Origin of the sequence: Pseudomonas sp. S10E 269 (assembly GCF_002798465.1) — a bacterium.
Classification (GTDB): domain Bacteria; phylum Pseudomonadota; class Gammaproteobacteria; order Pseudomonadales; family Pseudomonadaceae; genus Aquipseudomonas; species Aquipseudomonas pergaminensis.
Window position 1 is genome coordinate 949,141 of record NZ_PHIJ01000001.1, and the last position, 15,922, is coordinate 965,062.

General features: G+C 61.3%; 13 protein-coding genes. 10 read left to right on the forward strand and 3 right to left on the reverse strand.

Annotation, left to right across the window (positions count from 1 at the left end; all coding sequences use genetic code 11):
* The first annotated feature begins 61 nt into the window (after positions 1-61).
* The 10 genes from glpK (at position 62) to CWC48_RS04625 (ending at position 11,514) form a co-directional block, all read left to right on the forward strand.
* Positions 62-1,567 carry a glycerol kinase GlpK gene (glpK, locus tag CWC48_RS04580; RefSeq protein WP_034102403.1) on the forward strand — a complete coding sequence of 502 codons (1,506 nt, stop codon included), beginning with the start codon at positions 62-64 and terminating at the stop codon, positions 1,565-1,567.
* 95 nt (positions 1,568-1,662) lie between these two features.
* Positions 1,663-2,418: a DeoR/GlpR family transcriptional regulator gene (locus CWC48_RS04585; protein WP_025856881.1), complete on the forward strand. Its 756-nt coding sequence runs from the start codon at positions 1,663-1,665 to the stop codon at positions 2,416-2,418.
* A gap of 201 nt (positions 2,419-2,619) precedes the next feature.
* Positions 2,620-4,158, forward strand: a complete 1,539-nt coding sequence (gene glpD / locus CWC48_RS04590; protein WP_100491404.1) for a glycerol-3-phosphate dehydrogenase — start codon at positions 2,620-2,622, stop codon at positions 4,156-4,158.
* A 324-nt stretch (positions 4,159-4,482) separates the two neighbouring features.
* Positions 4,483-5,409 (forward strand): glutamate/aspartate ABC transporter substrate-binding protein, encoded by a 927-nt coding sequence (locus CWC48_RS04595; protein WP_010212760.1) that lies wholly within the window; start codon positions 4,483-4,485, stop codon positions 5,407-5,409.
* A 194-nt stretch (positions 5,410-5,603) separates the two neighbouring features.
* Positions 5,604-6,350 (forward strand): amino acid ABC transporter permease, encoded by a 747-nt coding sequence (locus CWC48_RS04600; protein WP_071488705.1) that lies wholly within the window; start codon positions 5,604-5,606, stop codon positions 6,348-6,350.
* Positions 6,350-7,021 (forward strand): amino acid ABC transporter permease, encoded by a 672-nt coding sequence (locus tag CWC48_RS04605; protein ID WP_078047112.1) that lies wholly within the window; start codon positions 6,350-6,352, stop codon positions 7,019-7,021. The genes CWC48_RS04600 and CWC48_RS04605 overlap by 1 nt, the downstream gene beginning before the upstream one ends.
* Positions 7,018-7,752 carry an amino acid ABC transporter ATP-binding protein gene (locus CWC48_RS04610; RefSeq protein WP_034102398.1) on the forward strand — a complete coding sequence of 245 codons (735 nt, stop codon included), beginning with the start codon at positions 7,018-7,020 and terminating at the stop codon, positions 7,750-7,752. Before CWC48_RS04605 ends, CWC48_RS04610 begins: the two co-directional genes overlap by 4 nt.
* 176 nt (positions 7,753-7,928) lie before the next feature.
* Positions 7,929-9,830 (forward strand): sensor histidine kinase, encoded by a 1,902-nt coding sequence (locus CWC48_RS04615; protein ID WP_100491405.1) that lies wholly within the window; start codon positions 7,929-7,931, stop codon positions 9,828-9,830.
* On the forward strand, positions 9,827-11,176 hold the full coding sequence (locus CWC48_RS04620; RefSeq protein WP_078047110.1) for a sigma-54 dependent transcriptional regulator: 1,350 nt from the start codon (positions 9,827-9,829) through the stop codon (positions 11,174-11,176). The genes CWC48_RS04615 and CWC48_RS04620 overlap by 4 nt, the downstream gene beginning before the upstream one ends.
* On the forward strand, positions 11,176-11,514 hold the full coding sequence (locus CWC48_RS04625; RefSeq protein WP_028619050.1) for a GlpM family protein: 339 nt from the start codon (positions 11,176-11,178) through the stop codon (positions 11,512-11,514). Before CWC48_RS04620 ends, CWC48_RS04625 begins: the two co-directional genes overlap by 1 nt.
* A 122-nt stretch (positions 11,515-11,636) precedes the next feature.
* Here CWC48_RS04625 and CWC48_RS04630 read toward each other — a convergent pair whose 3' ends face one another.
* From CWC48_RS04630 to CWC48_RS04640, 3 genes are read right to left on the reverse strand one after another with little or no spacing between them, the layout of a single operon-like run.
* On the reverse strand, positions 11,637-13,034 hold the full coding sequence (locus CWC48_RS04630; RefSeq protein WP_100491406.1) for a sigma-54 dependent transcriptional regulator: 1,398 nt from the start codon (positions 13,032-13,034) through the stop codon (positions 11,637-11,639).
* Positions 13,024-14,793 (reverse strand): HAMP domain-containing sensor histidine kinase, encoded by a 1,770-nt coding sequence (locus CWC48_RS04635; protein WP_078047108.1) that lies wholly within the window; start codon positions 14,791-14,793, stop codon positions 13,024-13,026. Before CWC48_RS04635 ends, CWC48_RS04630 begins: the two co-directional genes overlap by 11 nt.
* A complete protein-coding gene (locus CWC48_RS04640) occupies positions 14,793-15,917 on the reverse strand; it encodes a GNAT family N-acetyltransferase (protein ID WP_100491407.1) in 1,125 nt (374 codons plus the stop codon). Before CWC48_RS04640 ends, CWC48_RS04635 begins: the two co-directional genes overlap by 1 nt.
* Positions 15,918-15,922 lie beyond the last annotated feature (5 nt).

Here is a 15,922-nt window from a genome sequence, read left to right on the forward strand (position 1 = left end):
CTGCCTCTTTGCGGACCCGGCTGATTCCTTACTTCCTTATTTTCCGTCCAAGGCAATCGACATGACCGACATTCAGAATAAGAACTACATCATTGCCCTTGATCAGGGCACCACCAGTTCCCGCGCGATCATCTTTGATCGTGACGCCAACGTGGTCTGCACCGCCCAGCGTGAATTCACTCAGCATTACCCACAAGCCGGTTGGGTCGAGCATGACCCGATGGAAATCTTCGCCACCCAGAGTGCGGTGATGGTCGAAGCGCTGGCACAGGCCGGCCTGCACCATGACCAGGTTGCTGCCATCGGCATCACCAACCAGCGTGAAACCACCGTGGTGTGGGACAAAGTCACCGGTCGCCCGATCTACAACGCGATCGTCTGGCAATGCCGCCGTAGCACCGAGATCTGCCAGCAGCTCAAGCGCGATGGCCACGAGCAATACATCAATGACACCACTGGCCTGGTCACCGACCCGTACTTCTCCGGCACCAAGCTCAAGTGGATCCTCGACAACGTCGAAGGCAGCCGCGAGCGTGCGCGCAACGGCGAACTGCTGTTCGGCACCATCGACAGCTGGCTGATCTGGAAATTTACCGGCGGCAAGACCCACGTCACCGACTACACCAACGCCTCGCGCACCATGCTCTTCAACATCCACACGCTGGAGTGGGACGCGAAGATGCTGGAGATCCTCGACGTACCGCGCGAAATGCTGCCGGAAGTCAAATCCTCCTCGGAAATCTACGGCCGCACCAAGAGCGGCATCGCCATCGGCGGTATCGCCGGTGACCAGCAAGCGGCACTGTTCGGCCAAATGTGCGTCGAAGCCGGCCAAGCCAAGAACACCTACGGCACCGGTTGCTTCCTGCTGATGAACACCGGCGACAAGGCGGTAAAATCCAAGCACGGCATGCTCACCACCATCGCATGCGGCCCGCGCGGCGAAGTGGCCTACGCCCTGGAAGGCGCAGTGTTCAACGGTGGTTCCACGGTGCAGTGGCTGCGTGACGAGCTGAAGATCATCGCCGATGCCACCGACACCGAATACTTCGCCGGCAAGGTCAAGGACAGCAACGGCGTGTACCTGGTGCCAGCCTTCACCGGCCTGGGCGCTCCGTACTGGGACCCGTACGCCCGTGGCGCACTGTTCGGCCTCACCCGCGGCGTACGCGTGGATCACATCATTCGTGCAGCCCTGGAGTCGATTGCCTACCAGACCCGTGACGTGCTCGACGCCATGCAACAGGACTCCGGCGAACGCCTCAAGGCCTTGCGTGTGGACGGCGGCGCCGTGGCCAACAACTTTCTGATGCAATTCCAGGCCGATATCCTCGGCACCCAGGTCGAGCGCCCGCAAATGCGTGAAACCACCGCACTCGGCGCCGCCTACCTGGCTGGCCTGGCGTGCGGCTTCTGGGGCAGCCTGGACGAGTTGCGCGGCAAGGCGGTGATCGAGCGCGAATTCGAACCACAACTGGACGAAGCGGCCAAAGAGAAGCTCTACGCCGGCTGGCAAAAAGCAGTCAGCCGCACCCGTGACTGGGAGCCCCACGAAGGCGCTGAATAAGCCAAGCGCCGGACCCATATAGGGTTGTAACTGGCAGGGAGCGGATTCCTGCGTCATCATGGGCCACTTTTGTATGGCAGCCCAAAGGACGCCCCATGAATCTGCCTCCCCGCCAACAACAAATCCTCGAACTGGTCCGCGAACGCGGCTATGTCAGTATCGAGGAAATGGCGCAGCTATTCGTTGTCACCCCGCAAACCATCCGCCGCGACATCAACCAACTGGCGGACGCCAATCTGCTGCGCCGCTACCACGGCGGCGCGGCCTATGATTCCAGTGTCGAGAACACCGCGTACGCCATGCGTGCGGACCAGATGCGCGACGAGAAACAGCGCATCGGCGAAGCCATCGCCGCGCAAATCCCCGATCACGCCTCGCTGTTCATCAATATCGGCACCACCACCGAATCCATCGCTCGCGCGCTGCTCAACCACAATCACCTGAAAATCATCACCAACAACCTCAACGTCGCCACCATGCTCAGTGCCAAGGACGACTTTGACGTGCTGCTCACCGGTGGCAATGTGCGCCGTGATGGCGGTGTAGTGGGCCAGGCGAGTGTCGACTTTATCAACCAGTTCAAGGTCGACTTTGCGTTGGTGGGTATCAGCGGTATCGATGAAGACGGCAGTCTGCTGGACTTTGATTACCAGGAAGTACGCGTATCCCAGGCGATTATCGCCAATGCACGCCAGGTGATCCTGGCGGCGGACTCCAGCAAATTCGGGCGCAACGCCATGATTCGCCTGGGCCCGATCAGTTTGGTGGACTGCCTTGTGACCGACCAGCAGCCAGTGCCGGCGCTGGTGCAGCTGTTGAGCCAGCATAAGGTTCGACTGGAAGTCGTGTAACCCTGGGGTGAGCGGGCTTGCCCCGCTCACCACATCAGTAGCTTGTCCCGCCCGCAGATGTTCACAAATTTTCCTTTCCCGCCGCTTCGATGAGTTTTTTCAATCGAAGTCAGGTGGCTGTGCGCGCGTTTATCAGCTACCATTTTCGCAAATGAACATTAATGTTCGAATTCCAATACGAAAAGATCGCGAGGCCAGCCGATGAACCCTTCTACCTTGCCTGCCCCACCGCTTGCCGAAGTCTATGACGTTGCCGTTATCGGTGGCGGGATCAATGGCGTCGGCATTGCAGCAGACGCAGCCGGGCGCGGTTTGTCGGTATTCCTTTGCGAAAAGGATGACCTGGCCAGCCACACCTCGTCCGCCAGCAGTAAGCTGATCCACGGCGGCCTGCGTTACCTCGAACATTACGAATTCCGCCTGGTGCGCGAAGCGCTGGCTGAACGCGAAGTGCTGTTGGCCAAGGCCCCGCATATCGTCAAGCAGATGCGCTTCGTGTTGCCGCACCGCCCGCACCTGCGCCCAGCGTGGATGATTCGTGCCGGCCTGTTCCTGTACGACCACTTGGGCAAGCGCGAAAAGCTCGCCGGTTCGAAAAGCCTCAAGTTCGGCCCTGACAGCCCGCTGAAAAGCGAAATCACCAAAGGCTTCGAATACTCCGACTGCTGGGTCGATGACGCCCGCCTGGTGGTGCTGAATGCCATGGCCGCCCGCGAAAAAGGCGCGCACATTCACACCCAGACCCGGTGCATCAGCGCACACCGCAGCAAGGGCCTGTGGGAAATGAACATGGAACGCGCCGACGGCAGCCTGTTCTCGATCCGCGCCCGCGCACTGGTGAACGCCGCCGGCCCATGGGTCGCCAAATTCATCAAGGACGACCTGAAGCTGGACTCGCCCTACGGCATCCGCCTGATCCAGGGCAGCCACCTGATCGTGCCGAAACTGTACGAAGGCGCCCACGCGCACATCCTGCAGAACGAAGACCAGCGCATCGTCTTCACCATTCCGTACCTGAATCACCTGACCATCATCGGCACCACCGACCGCGAATACACCGGCGACCCGGCTGCAGTTGCGATCACCGAGGGTGAAACCGACTACATGCTCAAGGTGGTCAACGCTCACTTCAAGAAGCAATTGAGCCGCGACGACATCGTCCACACCTACTCCGGCGTTCGCCCGCTGTGCAACGACGAGTCCGACAACCCGTCGGCCATCACCCGCGATTACACCCTGGCATTGTCCGGCGGCACGGGCGAGGCGCCGATCCTGTCGGTGTTTGGCGGCAAACTGACCACCTATCGCAAGCTGGCTGAATCGGCGATGGCGCAACTGGCCCCCTACTTCACCCACATGCGCCCAAGCTGGACTGCTACCGCCAGCCTGCCCGGCGGCGAAGACATGACCACGCCAGAAGCCTTGGCTGACGCCATCCGCAGCAAGTTCGACTGGGTGCCGAGCGAGATCGCGCGCCGTTGGTCCACCACCTACGGCAGCCGCACCTGGCGCCTGCTCGAAGGCGTGCAATCGCTGGCCGACCTGGGCGACCACCTGGGTGGTGGCCTGTACACCCGCGAGGTTGATTACCTGTGCACCGAGGAATGGGCAACCCAGCCTCAGGATGTGCTGTGGCGTCGCACCAAGCTTGGCCTGTTCACCACCCCGGAAGAACAGGAGAACGTGCAGCGTTACCTGTCCAAGGTTGAGCAACACCGCGCAAAGATTGAAGCGGCCTGACCGGGCCGCCATAAAAAGCCCCTGTGCCGCGAGGTCCAGGGGCTTTTTCATGCCTGCACCTTCCCTCTTTCACCATTCGGTTTTCCGAACGGCGTACACCGTACCATTCGGTTTGCCGGACCCATGCTTCGAAAATCAACCGTCACACAAAGTTAATTTTCTTATAAATCAAATAGATAACCTTTAATTCCAGGTATGGCACGACTCATGCTCTACACTCTTGGACGATTGCCTGAGACGCCTCAGGAGCCGTCACGGGCATTCGCTGTACAAGAGAGCCGTTTAGCCGGCTTCATAAAAAAAACAAATGTCGAGGAAGTATTGATGCGCATCGTTCCCCATATTCTGGGCGCAGCTATCGCTGCTGCTCTGATCAGCACTCCAGTGTTCGCCGCCGAACTGACCGGCACCCTGAAGAAGATCAACGACTCCGGCACCATCACTCTCGCTCACCGCGACAGCTCCATTCCGTTTTCCTACATCGCGGATGGTTCGGGCAAACCAGTGGGCTACTCCCACGACATTCAGCTGGCCGTCGTCGAGCAACTGAAAAAAGACCTGAACAAACCCGACCTGAAGGCCAAGTACAACCTGGTCACTTCACAAACCCGTATTCCGCTGATCCAGAACGGCACCGCGGACCTCGAGTGCGGCTCCACCACCAACAACGCCGAACGCGCCCAACAAGTTGATTTCACCGTCAACATCTTCGAAATCGGCACCCGCCTGCTGGTCAAGAAAGACAAGGATGGCAAGCCGAGCTACGCCGACTTCGCTGACCTGAAAGGCAAGAACGTCGTGACCACCGCTGGCACCACGTCCGAGCGCATCATCAAGGCGATGAACGCCGACAAGCAGATGGGCATGAACGTCATCTCCGCCAAAGACCACGGCGAATCCTTCCAAATGCTGGAAAGCGGCCGCGCCGTTGCGTTCATGATGGACGACGCCCTGCTGGCCGGTGAAGAAGCCAAGGCCAAGAAGCCGGACGACTGGGTCATCACCGGTACTCCGCAGTCCTTCGAAGCCTACGCTTGCATGGTGCGTAAAGACGACCCAGCCTTCAAGAAAGCGGTCGATGACGCCATCGTTGCCCTGTACAAATCCGGCGAAATCAACAAGATCTACAGCAAGTGGTTCGAGAGCCCGATCCCACCAAAAGGCCTGAACCTGAACTTCCCGATGAGCGACAAGGTTAAGGAGCTGATCGCTAACCCAAGCGACAAGCCAGCCCCTGACGTAAAAATCTGATACCTGACTAAGCTTATCTCCTGAGGGAGGCAACCCTCCCTCAGGCGTCTGTTACTACCTGCTGGCTTTACTTTGGAACACTCGACCTGGCGGTTTTCGAGCCGATCGCGTGTGCCTGGCGTTCATCGCCAGGCGGGAATGGATTTTCCCCAAGCGGGTGCTTGTACATCGATCGATCTCGAGGGGAGACCCTAATGAATTACAACTGGGACTGGGGCGTGTTCTTCAAGTCCACTGGCGTGGGCAGCGAGACTTATCTCGACTGGTACATCGCCGGTTTGGGCTGGACCATCGCCATCGCTGTCGTGGCATGGATTATCGCCTTGCTGCTGGGGTCCATTCTGGGCGTCATGCGCACCGTGCCAAACCGCATCGTAGCGGGCATCGCGACCTGCTATGTGGAACTGTTTCGTAACGTGCCGCTGCTGGTTCAGCTGTTTATCTGGTACTTCCTGGTACCCGACATGCTGCCGCAGAACCTGCAGGACTGGTACAAACAAGACCTCAACCCGACCACCTCGGCCTACCTGAGCGTTGTCGTGTGCCTGGGCCTGTTCACCGCCGCCCGTGTGTGTGAGCAAGTGCGTACCGGTATCCAGGCGCTGCCACGCGGCCAGGAATCCGCGGCACGCGCCATGGGCTTCAAGCTACCGCAGATCTACTGGAACGTGCTGCTGCCGCAGGCTTACCGGATCATCATTCCGCCGCTCACCTCGGAATTCCTCAACGTCTTCAAGAACTCCTCCGTGGCGTCCTTGATCGGCCTGATGGAACTGCTGGCGCAAACCAAACAGACCGCCGAGTTCTCGGCCAACCTGTTTGAAGCCTTCACCCTGGCCACGCTGATCTACTTCACCCTGAACATGAGCCTGATGCTGCTGATGCGCGTGGTCGAGAAGAAAGTCGCGGTGCCCGGCCTGATCTCCGTGGGGGGTAAATAATGGAATTCGATTTCAGCGGCATCATCCCCGCCATCCCGGGCCTGTGGAACGGCATGGTCATGACCTTGCAGTTGATGGTCATGGGCGTGATCGGCGGTATCGCGCTGGGTACGGTCCTGGCGCTGATGCGCCTGTCGTCCAGCAAACTGTTGTCCCGCGTGGCTGGCGCCTACGTGAACTACTTCCGCTCGATCCCGTTGCTGCTGGTGATCACCTGGTTCTACCTGGCGGTGCCGTTCGTGTTGCGCTGGATCACCGGCGAAGACACCCCGATCGGTGCGTTCACCTCGTGCGTCGTGGCCTTCATGATGTTCGAAGCCGCGTACTTCTGTGAAATCGTGCGGGCCGGCGTGCAGTCGATCCCCAAGGGCCAGATGGCGGCGGCACAGGCAATGGGCATGACCTATGGCCAGACCATGCGCCTGATCATCCTGCCACAGGCGTTCCGCAAGATGACTCCGTTACTGCTGCAACAGTCGATCATCCTGTTCCAGGACACCTCGCTGGTCTACACCGTGGGCCTGGTGGACTTCCTCAACTCCGCCCGCTCCAACGGCGACATCATCGGCCGCTCCAATGAGTTCCTGATCTTCGCCGGTGTCGTCTACTTCATCATCAGCTTTTCCGCCTCGCTGCTGGTCAAGCGTCTGCAAAAAAGGTTTGCCGTATGATCTCTATCAAGAACATCAACAAGTGGTATGGCGACTTCCAGGTGCTGACCGATTGCAGCACCGAGGTTAAAAAAGGCGAAGTGATCGTGGTGTGCGGGCCGTCCGGCTCGGGTAAATCCACCCTGATCAAGTGCGTCAACGCGCTGGAACCGTTCCAGAAAGGCGACGTGGTCGTGGACGGCACCTCGATTGCCGACCCGAAGACAGACCTGCCGAAACTGCGCTCGCGCGTGGGCATGGTGTTCCAGCACTTCGAGCTGTTCCCGCACCTGACCATTACCGAAAACCTGACCATCGCGCAGATCAAGGTGCTCGGCCGCAGCAAGGAAGAAGCCACCAAGAAGGGCCTGCAACTGCTGGAGCGCGTCGGCCTGTCGGCTCACGCCCACAAGCACCCGGGCCAGCTTTCCGGCGGCCAGCAACAACGTGTGGCAATCGCCCGCGCCCTGGCCATGGACCCGATCGTCATGCTGTTCGACGAACCGACCTCGGCGCTGGACCCGGAAATGGTCAACGAAGTGCTCGACGTGATGGTGCAACTGGCCCACGAAGGCATGACCATGATGTGCGTGACCCACGAAATGGGCTTCGCCCGCAAAGTCGCCGACCGCGTGATCTTCATGGACGCCGGCAAGATCATCGAAGACTGCCCGAAAGAGGAGTTCTTCGGCGACATCAACGCCCGCTCCGAACGCGCGCAGCACTTCCTTGAGAAAATCCTGCAGCACTAAAAAGCAGGCCCGTTTTCCCTGTGGGAACCGGTTTTGTGTAGGAGCTGGCTTGCCAGCGATAGAATCACCTCGGTGTCACAGACACACCGAGGTGCCTGCATCGCTGGCAAGCCAGCGCCTACATGAGCCATGTTCGTCACAGGGCTTGCGGCTCTGGTTGACCCAAGGCATCTGTGATGAAATGCGACCCCAACCAATTTCGCGCCGCACCGCCATCACTTGCCGTGAAACCACGTCTGATCCGCCAACTGTTCCTGCCACCGTTGATCATCGCCCTGATGATCGGCCTGGGTTATATCGGCTTCTGGATCAGTGAGTACTACGGCATCCGCACCCTCAGCGACACCGGCGAACGTCAGCTGGAGTTGCATGCCCGCACCGTCGAAAGCGAACTGAGCAAATACACCTACCTGCCCAGCCTGCTGGAACTGGAGTCCAGCGTCTCCACGCTGCTGGCCGACCCGAACCAGGAAACCCGCAAGACCGTCAACGATTACCTCGAAGGCCTGAACCGACGCAGTCGCAGTCGGGCCATCTACGTGATGGACACCACCGGCCGTGTGCTGGCCACCAGTAACTGGCGCGATGCCGACAGTTACCAGGGTGAAGACCTGTCCTTCCGCGCCTATTTCCAGAACGCCGTACGTGGCCAGCCAGGGCGTTTCTATGGCATCGGCAGCACCAACGGCGAACCCGGCTACTACCTGGCCCACGGCCTGGAGGAGCATGGCAAGATCATCGGTGTCGCCGTGGTCAAGGTGCGCCTCGAAGCCCTGGAAGAACGCTGGCAACGCGCACGCCTCGAAGCCTTTGTGAGCGACGAGAACGGCATCATCATTCTCTCCAGCGACCCGGCCCGCCGGCTCAAGGCCGTGCGCCCGCTGAGCGATGACACCAAGGACCGCCTGGCCCACAGCCTGCAATATTACTGGGCGACGCTGAACGAGCTGGAGCCCCTGGCCCGCGAGCGCCTCAACGAAGGCACCGAGAAACTGACCTTTCCCGCCAACAGCGAAGTGGTCAACGACGAGCATGAAGTCAGCTACCTGGCCCAGACCCGCCCGCTCAACGATACCCCCTGGAATTTCACCCTGCTGACCCCGCTCAACGACCTGCGCCGCGCCGCGATCAACCAGGGCATCCTGGTGGCGGTCGCGTTTGGCCTGGTGGCGTTTTTGCTGATTGCCTGGAACGAGCGTCGCAAGGTCATCGCCACCCGCCTCGCCGCGCGCGAAGCCCTGCAAGAAGCCAACAGCCAGCTGGAGCGGCGGATTGCCGAACGCACCGCCGACCTGCGCGCCAGCAACGAACGGCTCAAGGGCCAGATCCGTGAACGGCGCCAGGCCGAGGAAACCCTGCGCCGCGCCCAGGATGAACTGGTACAGGCCGGCAAGTTGGCGGCCATCGGCCAGATGTCGACCAGCATTGCCCACGAATTGAACCAGCCCCTGGCCGCGCTGCGCACCCTGTCCGGCAACACCGTGCGCTTCCTCGAACGTGGCGCCCTGGATACTGCCAGCGCCAACCTCAAGACCATCAACGAACTGATCGACCGCATGGGCCGCATCACCGCCAGCCTGCGCTCCTTCGCCCGACGCGGCGACGATCAGGGTGAAGCCAGCCTCGCCAAGGCGGTGGACGCCACGTTCCAGGTACTCGGCGCACGCCTGGACAGCCTGCCACTGACCCTGCACCGCGACTTTTCCAACGCCCAACTGCAAATCGACCAGACGCGCCTGGAGCAGATCCTGGTCAACCTGATCGGCAATGCCCTCGACGCCATGCAAGCCCAACCGGCTCCCGAACTGTGGCTGGAAGGCAGCACCGTCGACGATAAATACCGCCTGCAAGTGCGCGACAATGGCCACGGCATCGACCCCGAGGCGCGCAAGCATTTGTTCGAACCGTTCTTCACCACCAAACCCGGCGAGCAAGGCCTGGGCCTGGGCCTGACCCTGTCCGCCAGCCTCGCAGCAGCCACCGGCGGCAACCTCGCCGTGGAGCACCCGGCCAGTGGTGGAACGGCCTTTGTCTTGTGCCTGCCGTTGGCGGGCGCTCAAAAAGCTGAGTCGATATGAATACAGACGCTACAGCCCTTAAAGACGACCTCACCGTACTGATCGTCGAAGACGACCCCCATGTGCTGCTGGGCTGCCAGCAAGCCCTGGCCCTGGAAGACATTCCCAGCGTTGGCGTGGGCAGTGCCGAAGAAGCGTTGAAGCGTATCGGCGAGAACTTCGCGGGCATTGTGATCAGCGATATCCGCCTGCCGGGCATCGACGGCCTGGAGTTGCTCACGCGCCTCAAGGCCCTGGATAAAAGCCTGCCGGTGGTGCTGATCACCGGGCATGGCGATATCTCCATGGCCGTCGGCGCGATGCGCAACGGCGCCTACGACTTCATGGAAAAGCCCTTCTCCCCCGAACGCCTGGTCGATGTCGCCCGCCGCGCCCTGGAGCAGCGCGGGCTGGCGCGGGAAGTCTGGTCCCTGCGCCGCCAACTGGCCGAGCGCGATTCGCTGGAAGGCCGCATCATTGGCCGTTCGCCAGCCATGCAGAACCTGCGCGAATTGATCGCCAACGTCGCCGACACCTCGGCCAACGTACTGATCGAGGGTGAGACCGGCACCGGCAAGGAACTGGTCGCACGCTGCCTGCATGACTTCAGCCGCCGTCACTCCCACCAGTTCGTCGCCCTGAACTGCGGCGGGCTGCCGGAGAACCTGTTCGAGAGCGAGATCTTCGGCCACGAAGCCAACGCCTTTACCGGTGCGGGCAAGCGTCGCATCGGCAAGATCGAACACGCCCACGAAGGCACGCTGTTCCTCGACGAAGTGGAAAGCATGCCGATCAACCTGCAGATCAAACTGTTGCGGGTGTTGCAGGAACGCACCCTCGAACGCCTGGGTTCCAACCAGAGCGTCGCGGTGGATTGCCGGGTGATCGCCGCCACCAAGTCCGACCTCGACGAACTGAGCCGCGCCAGCCAGTTCCGCAGCGACCTGTACTACCGTCTCAACGTGGTGACGCTGGAACTGCCGCCCCTGCGCGAACGCCGCGAAGACATCCTGCAACTGTTCGAACACTTCCTGCAGCAGTCGTCACTGCGTTTTGACCGCAGTGTGCCAGAGCTGGACAACCAGACCCTGTCCAGCCTGATGAGCCACGACTGGCCCGGCAACGTGCGTGAACTGCGCAACGTCGCCGAACGCTTCGCACTCGGCCTGCCCGCCTTCAAGAAAAGCGGCGCCAGCAGCGGCAGCCAGGGCCTGGCCTTTACCGAGGCGGTGGAAGCCTTCGAGCGCAACCTGCTCAACGACGCCCTGCAACGCAGCGGCGGCAACCTGACCCAGGCCAGCCAGGAATTGGGGATGGCCAAGACCACGCTGTTCGACAAAGTCAAAAAATACGGGTTGAGCCACTGATGGATCTGGTATTGAAGGCCGCCCTTGGCGCGGCAGTGGTGTTGATCCTGGCGGCGCTGGCCAAGACCAAGAACTACTACATCGCGGGCCTGGTGCCGCTGTTTCCGACCTTTGCGTTGATCGCCCACTACATCGTCGGCAAGGGCCGTTCGGTGGACGACTTAAAGACCACGATCCTGTTCGGGATGTGGTCGATCATTCCGTACTTCGTGTACCTGGCGACGTTGTATGTGATGGTGGATCGGATGCGGTTGGAAGCGTCACTGGCCGTGGCGGCGGTGGCGTGGTTGATGGCCGCTACGATATTGGTCAGCATCTGGGTCCGCGTTCACGCCTGACCCAACACGGTCAAAACTGTGGGAGCGGGCTTGCTCGCGAATGCGGTGGTTCAGTTGGAACCTATTTGACTGACACACCGCTTTCGCGAGCAAGCCCGCTCCCACATTTGAACCTCAGGGTATCAGCGGACGATCTTGTCGACCTGGATACCCAGCTTCTTCAGGCGATACCAGAAGCTGCGCTCCGATATCCCGATCTTCGCCGCCGCCGCAGCCTGTACGCCGTTGCTCTCCTGCAACGCTGCCAGGATATAGGCCTTCTCGACCTCTGCCAGCGCCGCATCCAGGTCCTGCGGAATGCCAGGCCCATCGCTCAGAATCGCCGACACACCGCCCTCGCTCGGCTTGGACGCAAACAGGTAACCCGGCAAGTCGATGTCCTCGATCACCGGTGAGGCCGCCACGATGGTCGCGCGCTCCACGCAGTTCTGCAGCTCACGGATATTACCCGGCCAGTGATACGCCGCCATGGCCTGCAACGCCTCCGGGCTGAAGCCAGTGATACGTTTGCCGGCGGTGGCACTCAGGGTGTGGGCGAAGTGGCGGGCCAACGGCGCGATGTCTTCCACCCGTTCACGCAAGGCCGGCAGCGGGATCGGGAAGACATTGAGGCGGTAATACAGGTCTTCGCGAAACTCCTTGTTGGCCACCGCGTCCAGCAAATTCTTGTTGGTGGCGGCAATGACGCGCACGTCCACCTTGCGCTCGCGCGGGTCGCCCACCGGTTCGATCACCCGCTCCTGCAACGCCCGCAGGATCTTCGCCTGCAACGCCAACGGCATGTCGCCCACTTCGTCGAGAAACAACGTGCCCTTGTCGGCCTGCTGGAAGCGCCCTACCCGGTCGGCCACCGCACCGGTAAACGCGCCTTTGCGATGGCCGAACATTTCGCTTTCCAGCAAGCCTTCCGGGATCGCCGCACAGTTGACCGCAACGAAAGGCTGGTCGGCACGGCTGCCGTGTTTGTGGATGGCGCGTGCGACCATTTCCTTGCCAGTGCCGCTTTCGCCGGTCAGCAAGATGGTGGCGCTGCTGTCGCGCACCGAGTCCACGGCTTGCAGTACTTTGCGAAACGCCGGGCTGTCGCCCACCAGGCTGTCGAACTGCGCGTGTTCATCCAGCTCGGCACGCATGCGCGCGTTGTCGCGCATGATGTCGCGAAACTGCAGGGCCTTGGCCACGGTGATGTCCAGCTCGTCGATGTCGAACGGCTTGGCGATGTAGTCGTAGGCGCCGTTGCGCATCGACTGCACCGCGTTTTTCACCGTGCTGTAGGCGGTCATCACGATCACCGGCACATGGGGGTAACGCACCTTGATCTCGGCGAGCAGCGCCGGCCCGTCCATGCCGGGCATGCGCCAGTCGCTGATCACCAGGTCGATGTCTTCCTGCTCCAGCACCTTGAGCGCGTGCAGGCCGTTGCCGGCGATAAACACCTGCACATCGTTCTGGCCCAGGGCCGACGCCAGCAGGTCGCAGAGCTTGGGTTCGTCGTCGACTACCAGAATGTTATGCGTCATGACTGTCCTCGTCGTCTTCGCCAATCGCCGGAATGTACAGGCTGAAGGTGGCGCCGGCATCTTTCTCACTGGCACATTCGATGCTGCCGTCGTGACTTTCCATGATCGAATAGACTTTGGCCAGGCCCAGGCCGGTGCCAGAGGCCTTGGTGGTGACGAATGGCGTGAAGATACGCTCGATCATTTCCGCCGGGATACCTTGGCCGGTGTCGGCGATGCTGATCACGGTGTTGTCGTCCAGCGTGCGAATGCCCAGGGTCAGGCGCCCGCCTTCGGGCATCGCGTCGATGGCGTTGAGGATCAGGTTGAGGCACGCCTGCTTGAGCTGTTTGGCGTCCGCGTAGATCGTCGCCCCCGGCGCCTGGTCATCGATGTGCGCGTCGATGTTATGGGTGGCCAGTTCCGGGGCGCAGAAACCGAGGATTTCCTCCACCAACGGGCGCGCAGGCTGCAACACGCGCAGCGGCGGGTTGGGCTTGGCGAAGTCGAGGAACTCGGTGATCAGGTCGTTGATGCGGCTGACTTCACTGATCACGTATTCCAGGTGGCGCTTGTCGGTGTCCGCCAGGTCGGCGCGGCGGTGCAGCAACTGTGTGGCCGTCTTGATGATGCCCAGCGGGTTGCGGATCTCGTGGGCCAGGCCCATGGCGACTTCACCCAGGGCATGCAGGCGATCACGCCGGCGCAGCTGGGCTTCGAGGTAATGCAACTCGCCCAGGCGTTCGGTCATATGGTTGAAGGTGCTGCTCAACTGCGCCAGCTCGTCGCCGCCACTGACCACCACGCGGTGCGCATAATCGCCGGAGATCACCGCGCTCACGCCTTGGGAAAGGTCTCGCAGCGGCTTGGTCAGGCGCCGCGACACCAACACCCCCGCCGCCAGCGACAATGCCGAGCTGAGCAGGAAGATCAGCACGAACAGATTGCTCTGGTTCACCAGCCCCACCAGGCTGGTGTGGCGCAGCAGGCCGCTGAAAATCACGCCCTGCAAGTCGCCGGCGTCGTTGAAGATCGGCCAGTACAACCCACTGTAGTTATTGGTGAACTGCTCGCTGGGCTGCTTGGTGCTGCGCATCGCAGTTTCGACGTTCTTGGGGATGCGCGAGGGGTGATCCTCGAAGCGCTGGGTGGAGAATATCTCGGAGAACCCATCGGGGTTGGCCAGGTACAGGCGCAGGTCGAGGGAATGCACATCGGCCACGCTGGTGAGGAAACTGCTGTCCAGGTACGTGGCCACCAGCAGCAGGTAATCGACACCGTCCTGGGTGGTCTCGAAGGTGGACACCACGATCCCGGTGCTCACCCCGGCCACCTGCACGGTCTGCAACACCGCGTTGCTGGTCAGGCTGATCTGTTTGACGATGTCGTCGGAGGCGGTGCTGAACACCAGCTTGTGGTCGCTGACGCGGATCAGCGCGACCACGTCGATGTCCGTGGCATCGGCAATGTCGGCAGTCAGCCGGTCGTGCTTGGCCGCCTGCCGGTTGGAGGGCGGGCTGGTGTAGCGCAGGAACAGCTTGGCCATGCGCGCGTTGTCATGAAGGATGTCGCCGATTTCGTCCTTGACGATCTTGGTCGACTCCTGCAGCCAAATGCGCACGTTGCTGTCGAAGATCTGCGACAACGTGGTGGCGGCCAGCTCTGCTGCGATCATGGTGGGAATCACGCTGACCAACCAGAACGCCAGCACCAGCTTGCGCTGGACGCTCCAACGCGAAATGGCAAAGGGGCGGGCTTTCTGGCGGGTCTTGGTGATCATCAGGTTTCGCTTATCGCAGCAGCCATGGCAGGGTCGGAACGATCCGGTCGAATAAACAGTTTTACAAGCTTGAGCAGGCCGTTGACCAGCCGGTTGCGGTGGCGAAAATACACACTGTTGCCCTGGAACTCGCAGCCCAGGCGCAGCTTACTGGCATACCCGGCCTGGCCGCACTCATACACGGCAATATTGTGTTGAATACAGTAGTCGACATTGGTCAGCCAACTGCGGAAGTACAGGTTGTAGTCGCGGGTGAACGCGACGTCATGCCCGAAAAACTTGTCCACCAGCCGGTGTTGGTCGACCAGCACCAGGTTGAACGCCACCAGTTGCTCGTCCACCCAGTAAAGAACACAGACCGCGCGCTCATCAAGCCGTTCGAGCACCGAGGTGAAGTAACCGGCGGGCAGCCGCTCGAACTGCAACTCGGCACGCGTGAGCGTGGCTTCGTACAGGCGCATGACTTCGGGCAGCACGTCGTCGATGTTGCGCCGCCATTCTACCCGCGGGCCCGGCGCGCGCAGCTTGCGGCGCAGGTCCTTGCGGGTGGATTTGCCCAGCGAGCCCAGGTAAGCATCCACCGAACCATAGGGCAGCGGCAACACGCCCGTGGGCAGGCTCGGCATGCTTTGGAAGCCCGCCGCCCGGCAACTCTCGAGCCAGTGCGGGTCTTTGCTCGGCGCATCCTTGACCGCCACCAGGCCGATGCCGAAGTCATCGGCATCCTGGCGAGCGGCCTGCAGCAAGTGCTTGAGCAACAGCGGACGCTGGGCATCCGGCACGCTGCTGGCGAACCCCACGTCACAGCGTTCGGCCACTGGCGATCCGAGGGCATACAGCCCCAGTTGCAAAAGCCCCGGCCACAATCGCTCCACACGCTCGGCCAAGCGCTTGCCGGCGCCCGACACCGTGGTGTCGAGGCGATAATGCGTGATGAACGCGGCCGCTACCGCCACCAGCGTTCCATCTTGATAAACCGCGAGATAACGCCACTGAAAATCATCAATGGCGGCGTTTTCCACGGCAACGTAATAGTCCCAGTCCTCCAGGGCACCCGGGAAACAGTCGTTCCAGGCACTGCGCTGGATAGCCCGGATGGTCGGGAAGGCTTGGGCGGTGATCACATCGT

Bases quoted from the DNA above. Each gene is read 5' to 3' on its own strand.
- glpK (WP_034102403.1), top strand. From the start codon at position 62: ATGACCGACATTCAGAATAAGAACTACATCATTGCCCTTGATCAGGGC.
- CWC48_RS04585 (WP_025856881.1), top strand. From the start codon at position 1,663: ATGAATCTGCCTCCCCGCCAACAACAAATCCTCGAACTGGTCCGCGAA.
- glpD (WP_100491404.1), top strand. From the start codon at position 2,620: ATGAACCCTTCTACCTTGCCTGCCCCACCGCTTGCCGAAGTCTATGAC.
- CWC48_RS04595 (WP_010212760.1), top strand. From the start codon at position 4,483: ATGCGCATCGTTCCCCATATTCTGGGCGCAGCTATCGCTGCTGCTCTG.
- CWC48_RS04600 (WP_071488705.1), top strand. From the start codon at position 5,604: ATGAATTACAACTGGGACTGGGGCGTGTTCTTCAAGTCCACTGGCGTG.
- CWC48_RS04605 (WP_078047112.1), top strand. From the start codon at position 6,350: ATGGAATTCGATTTCAGCGGCATCATCCCCGCCATCCCGGGCCTGTGG.
- CWC48_RS04610 (WP_034102398.1), top strand. From the start codon at position 7,018: ATGATCTCTATCAAGAACATCAACAAGTGGTATGGCGACTTCCAGGTG.
- CWC48_RS04615 (WP_100491405.1), top strand. From the start codon at position 7,929: ATGAAATGCGACCCCAACCAATTTCGCGCCGCACCGCCATCACTTGCC.
- CWC48_RS04620 (WP_078047110.1), top strand. From the start codon at position 9,827: ATGAATACAGACGCTACAGCCCTTAAAGACGACCTCACCGTACTGATC.
- CWC48_RS04625 (WP_028619050.1), top strand. From the start codon at position 11,176: ATGGATCTGGTATTGAAGGCCGCCCTTGGCGCGGCAGTGGTGTTGATC.
- CWC48_RS04630 (WP_100491406.1), bottom strand. From the start codon at position 13,034: ATGACGCATAACATTCTGGTAGTCGACGACGAACCCAAGCTCTGCGAC.
- CWC48_RS04635 (WP_078047108.1), bottom strand. From the start codon at position 14,793: ATGATCACCAAGACCCGCCAGAAAGCCCGCCCCTTTGCCATTTCGCGT.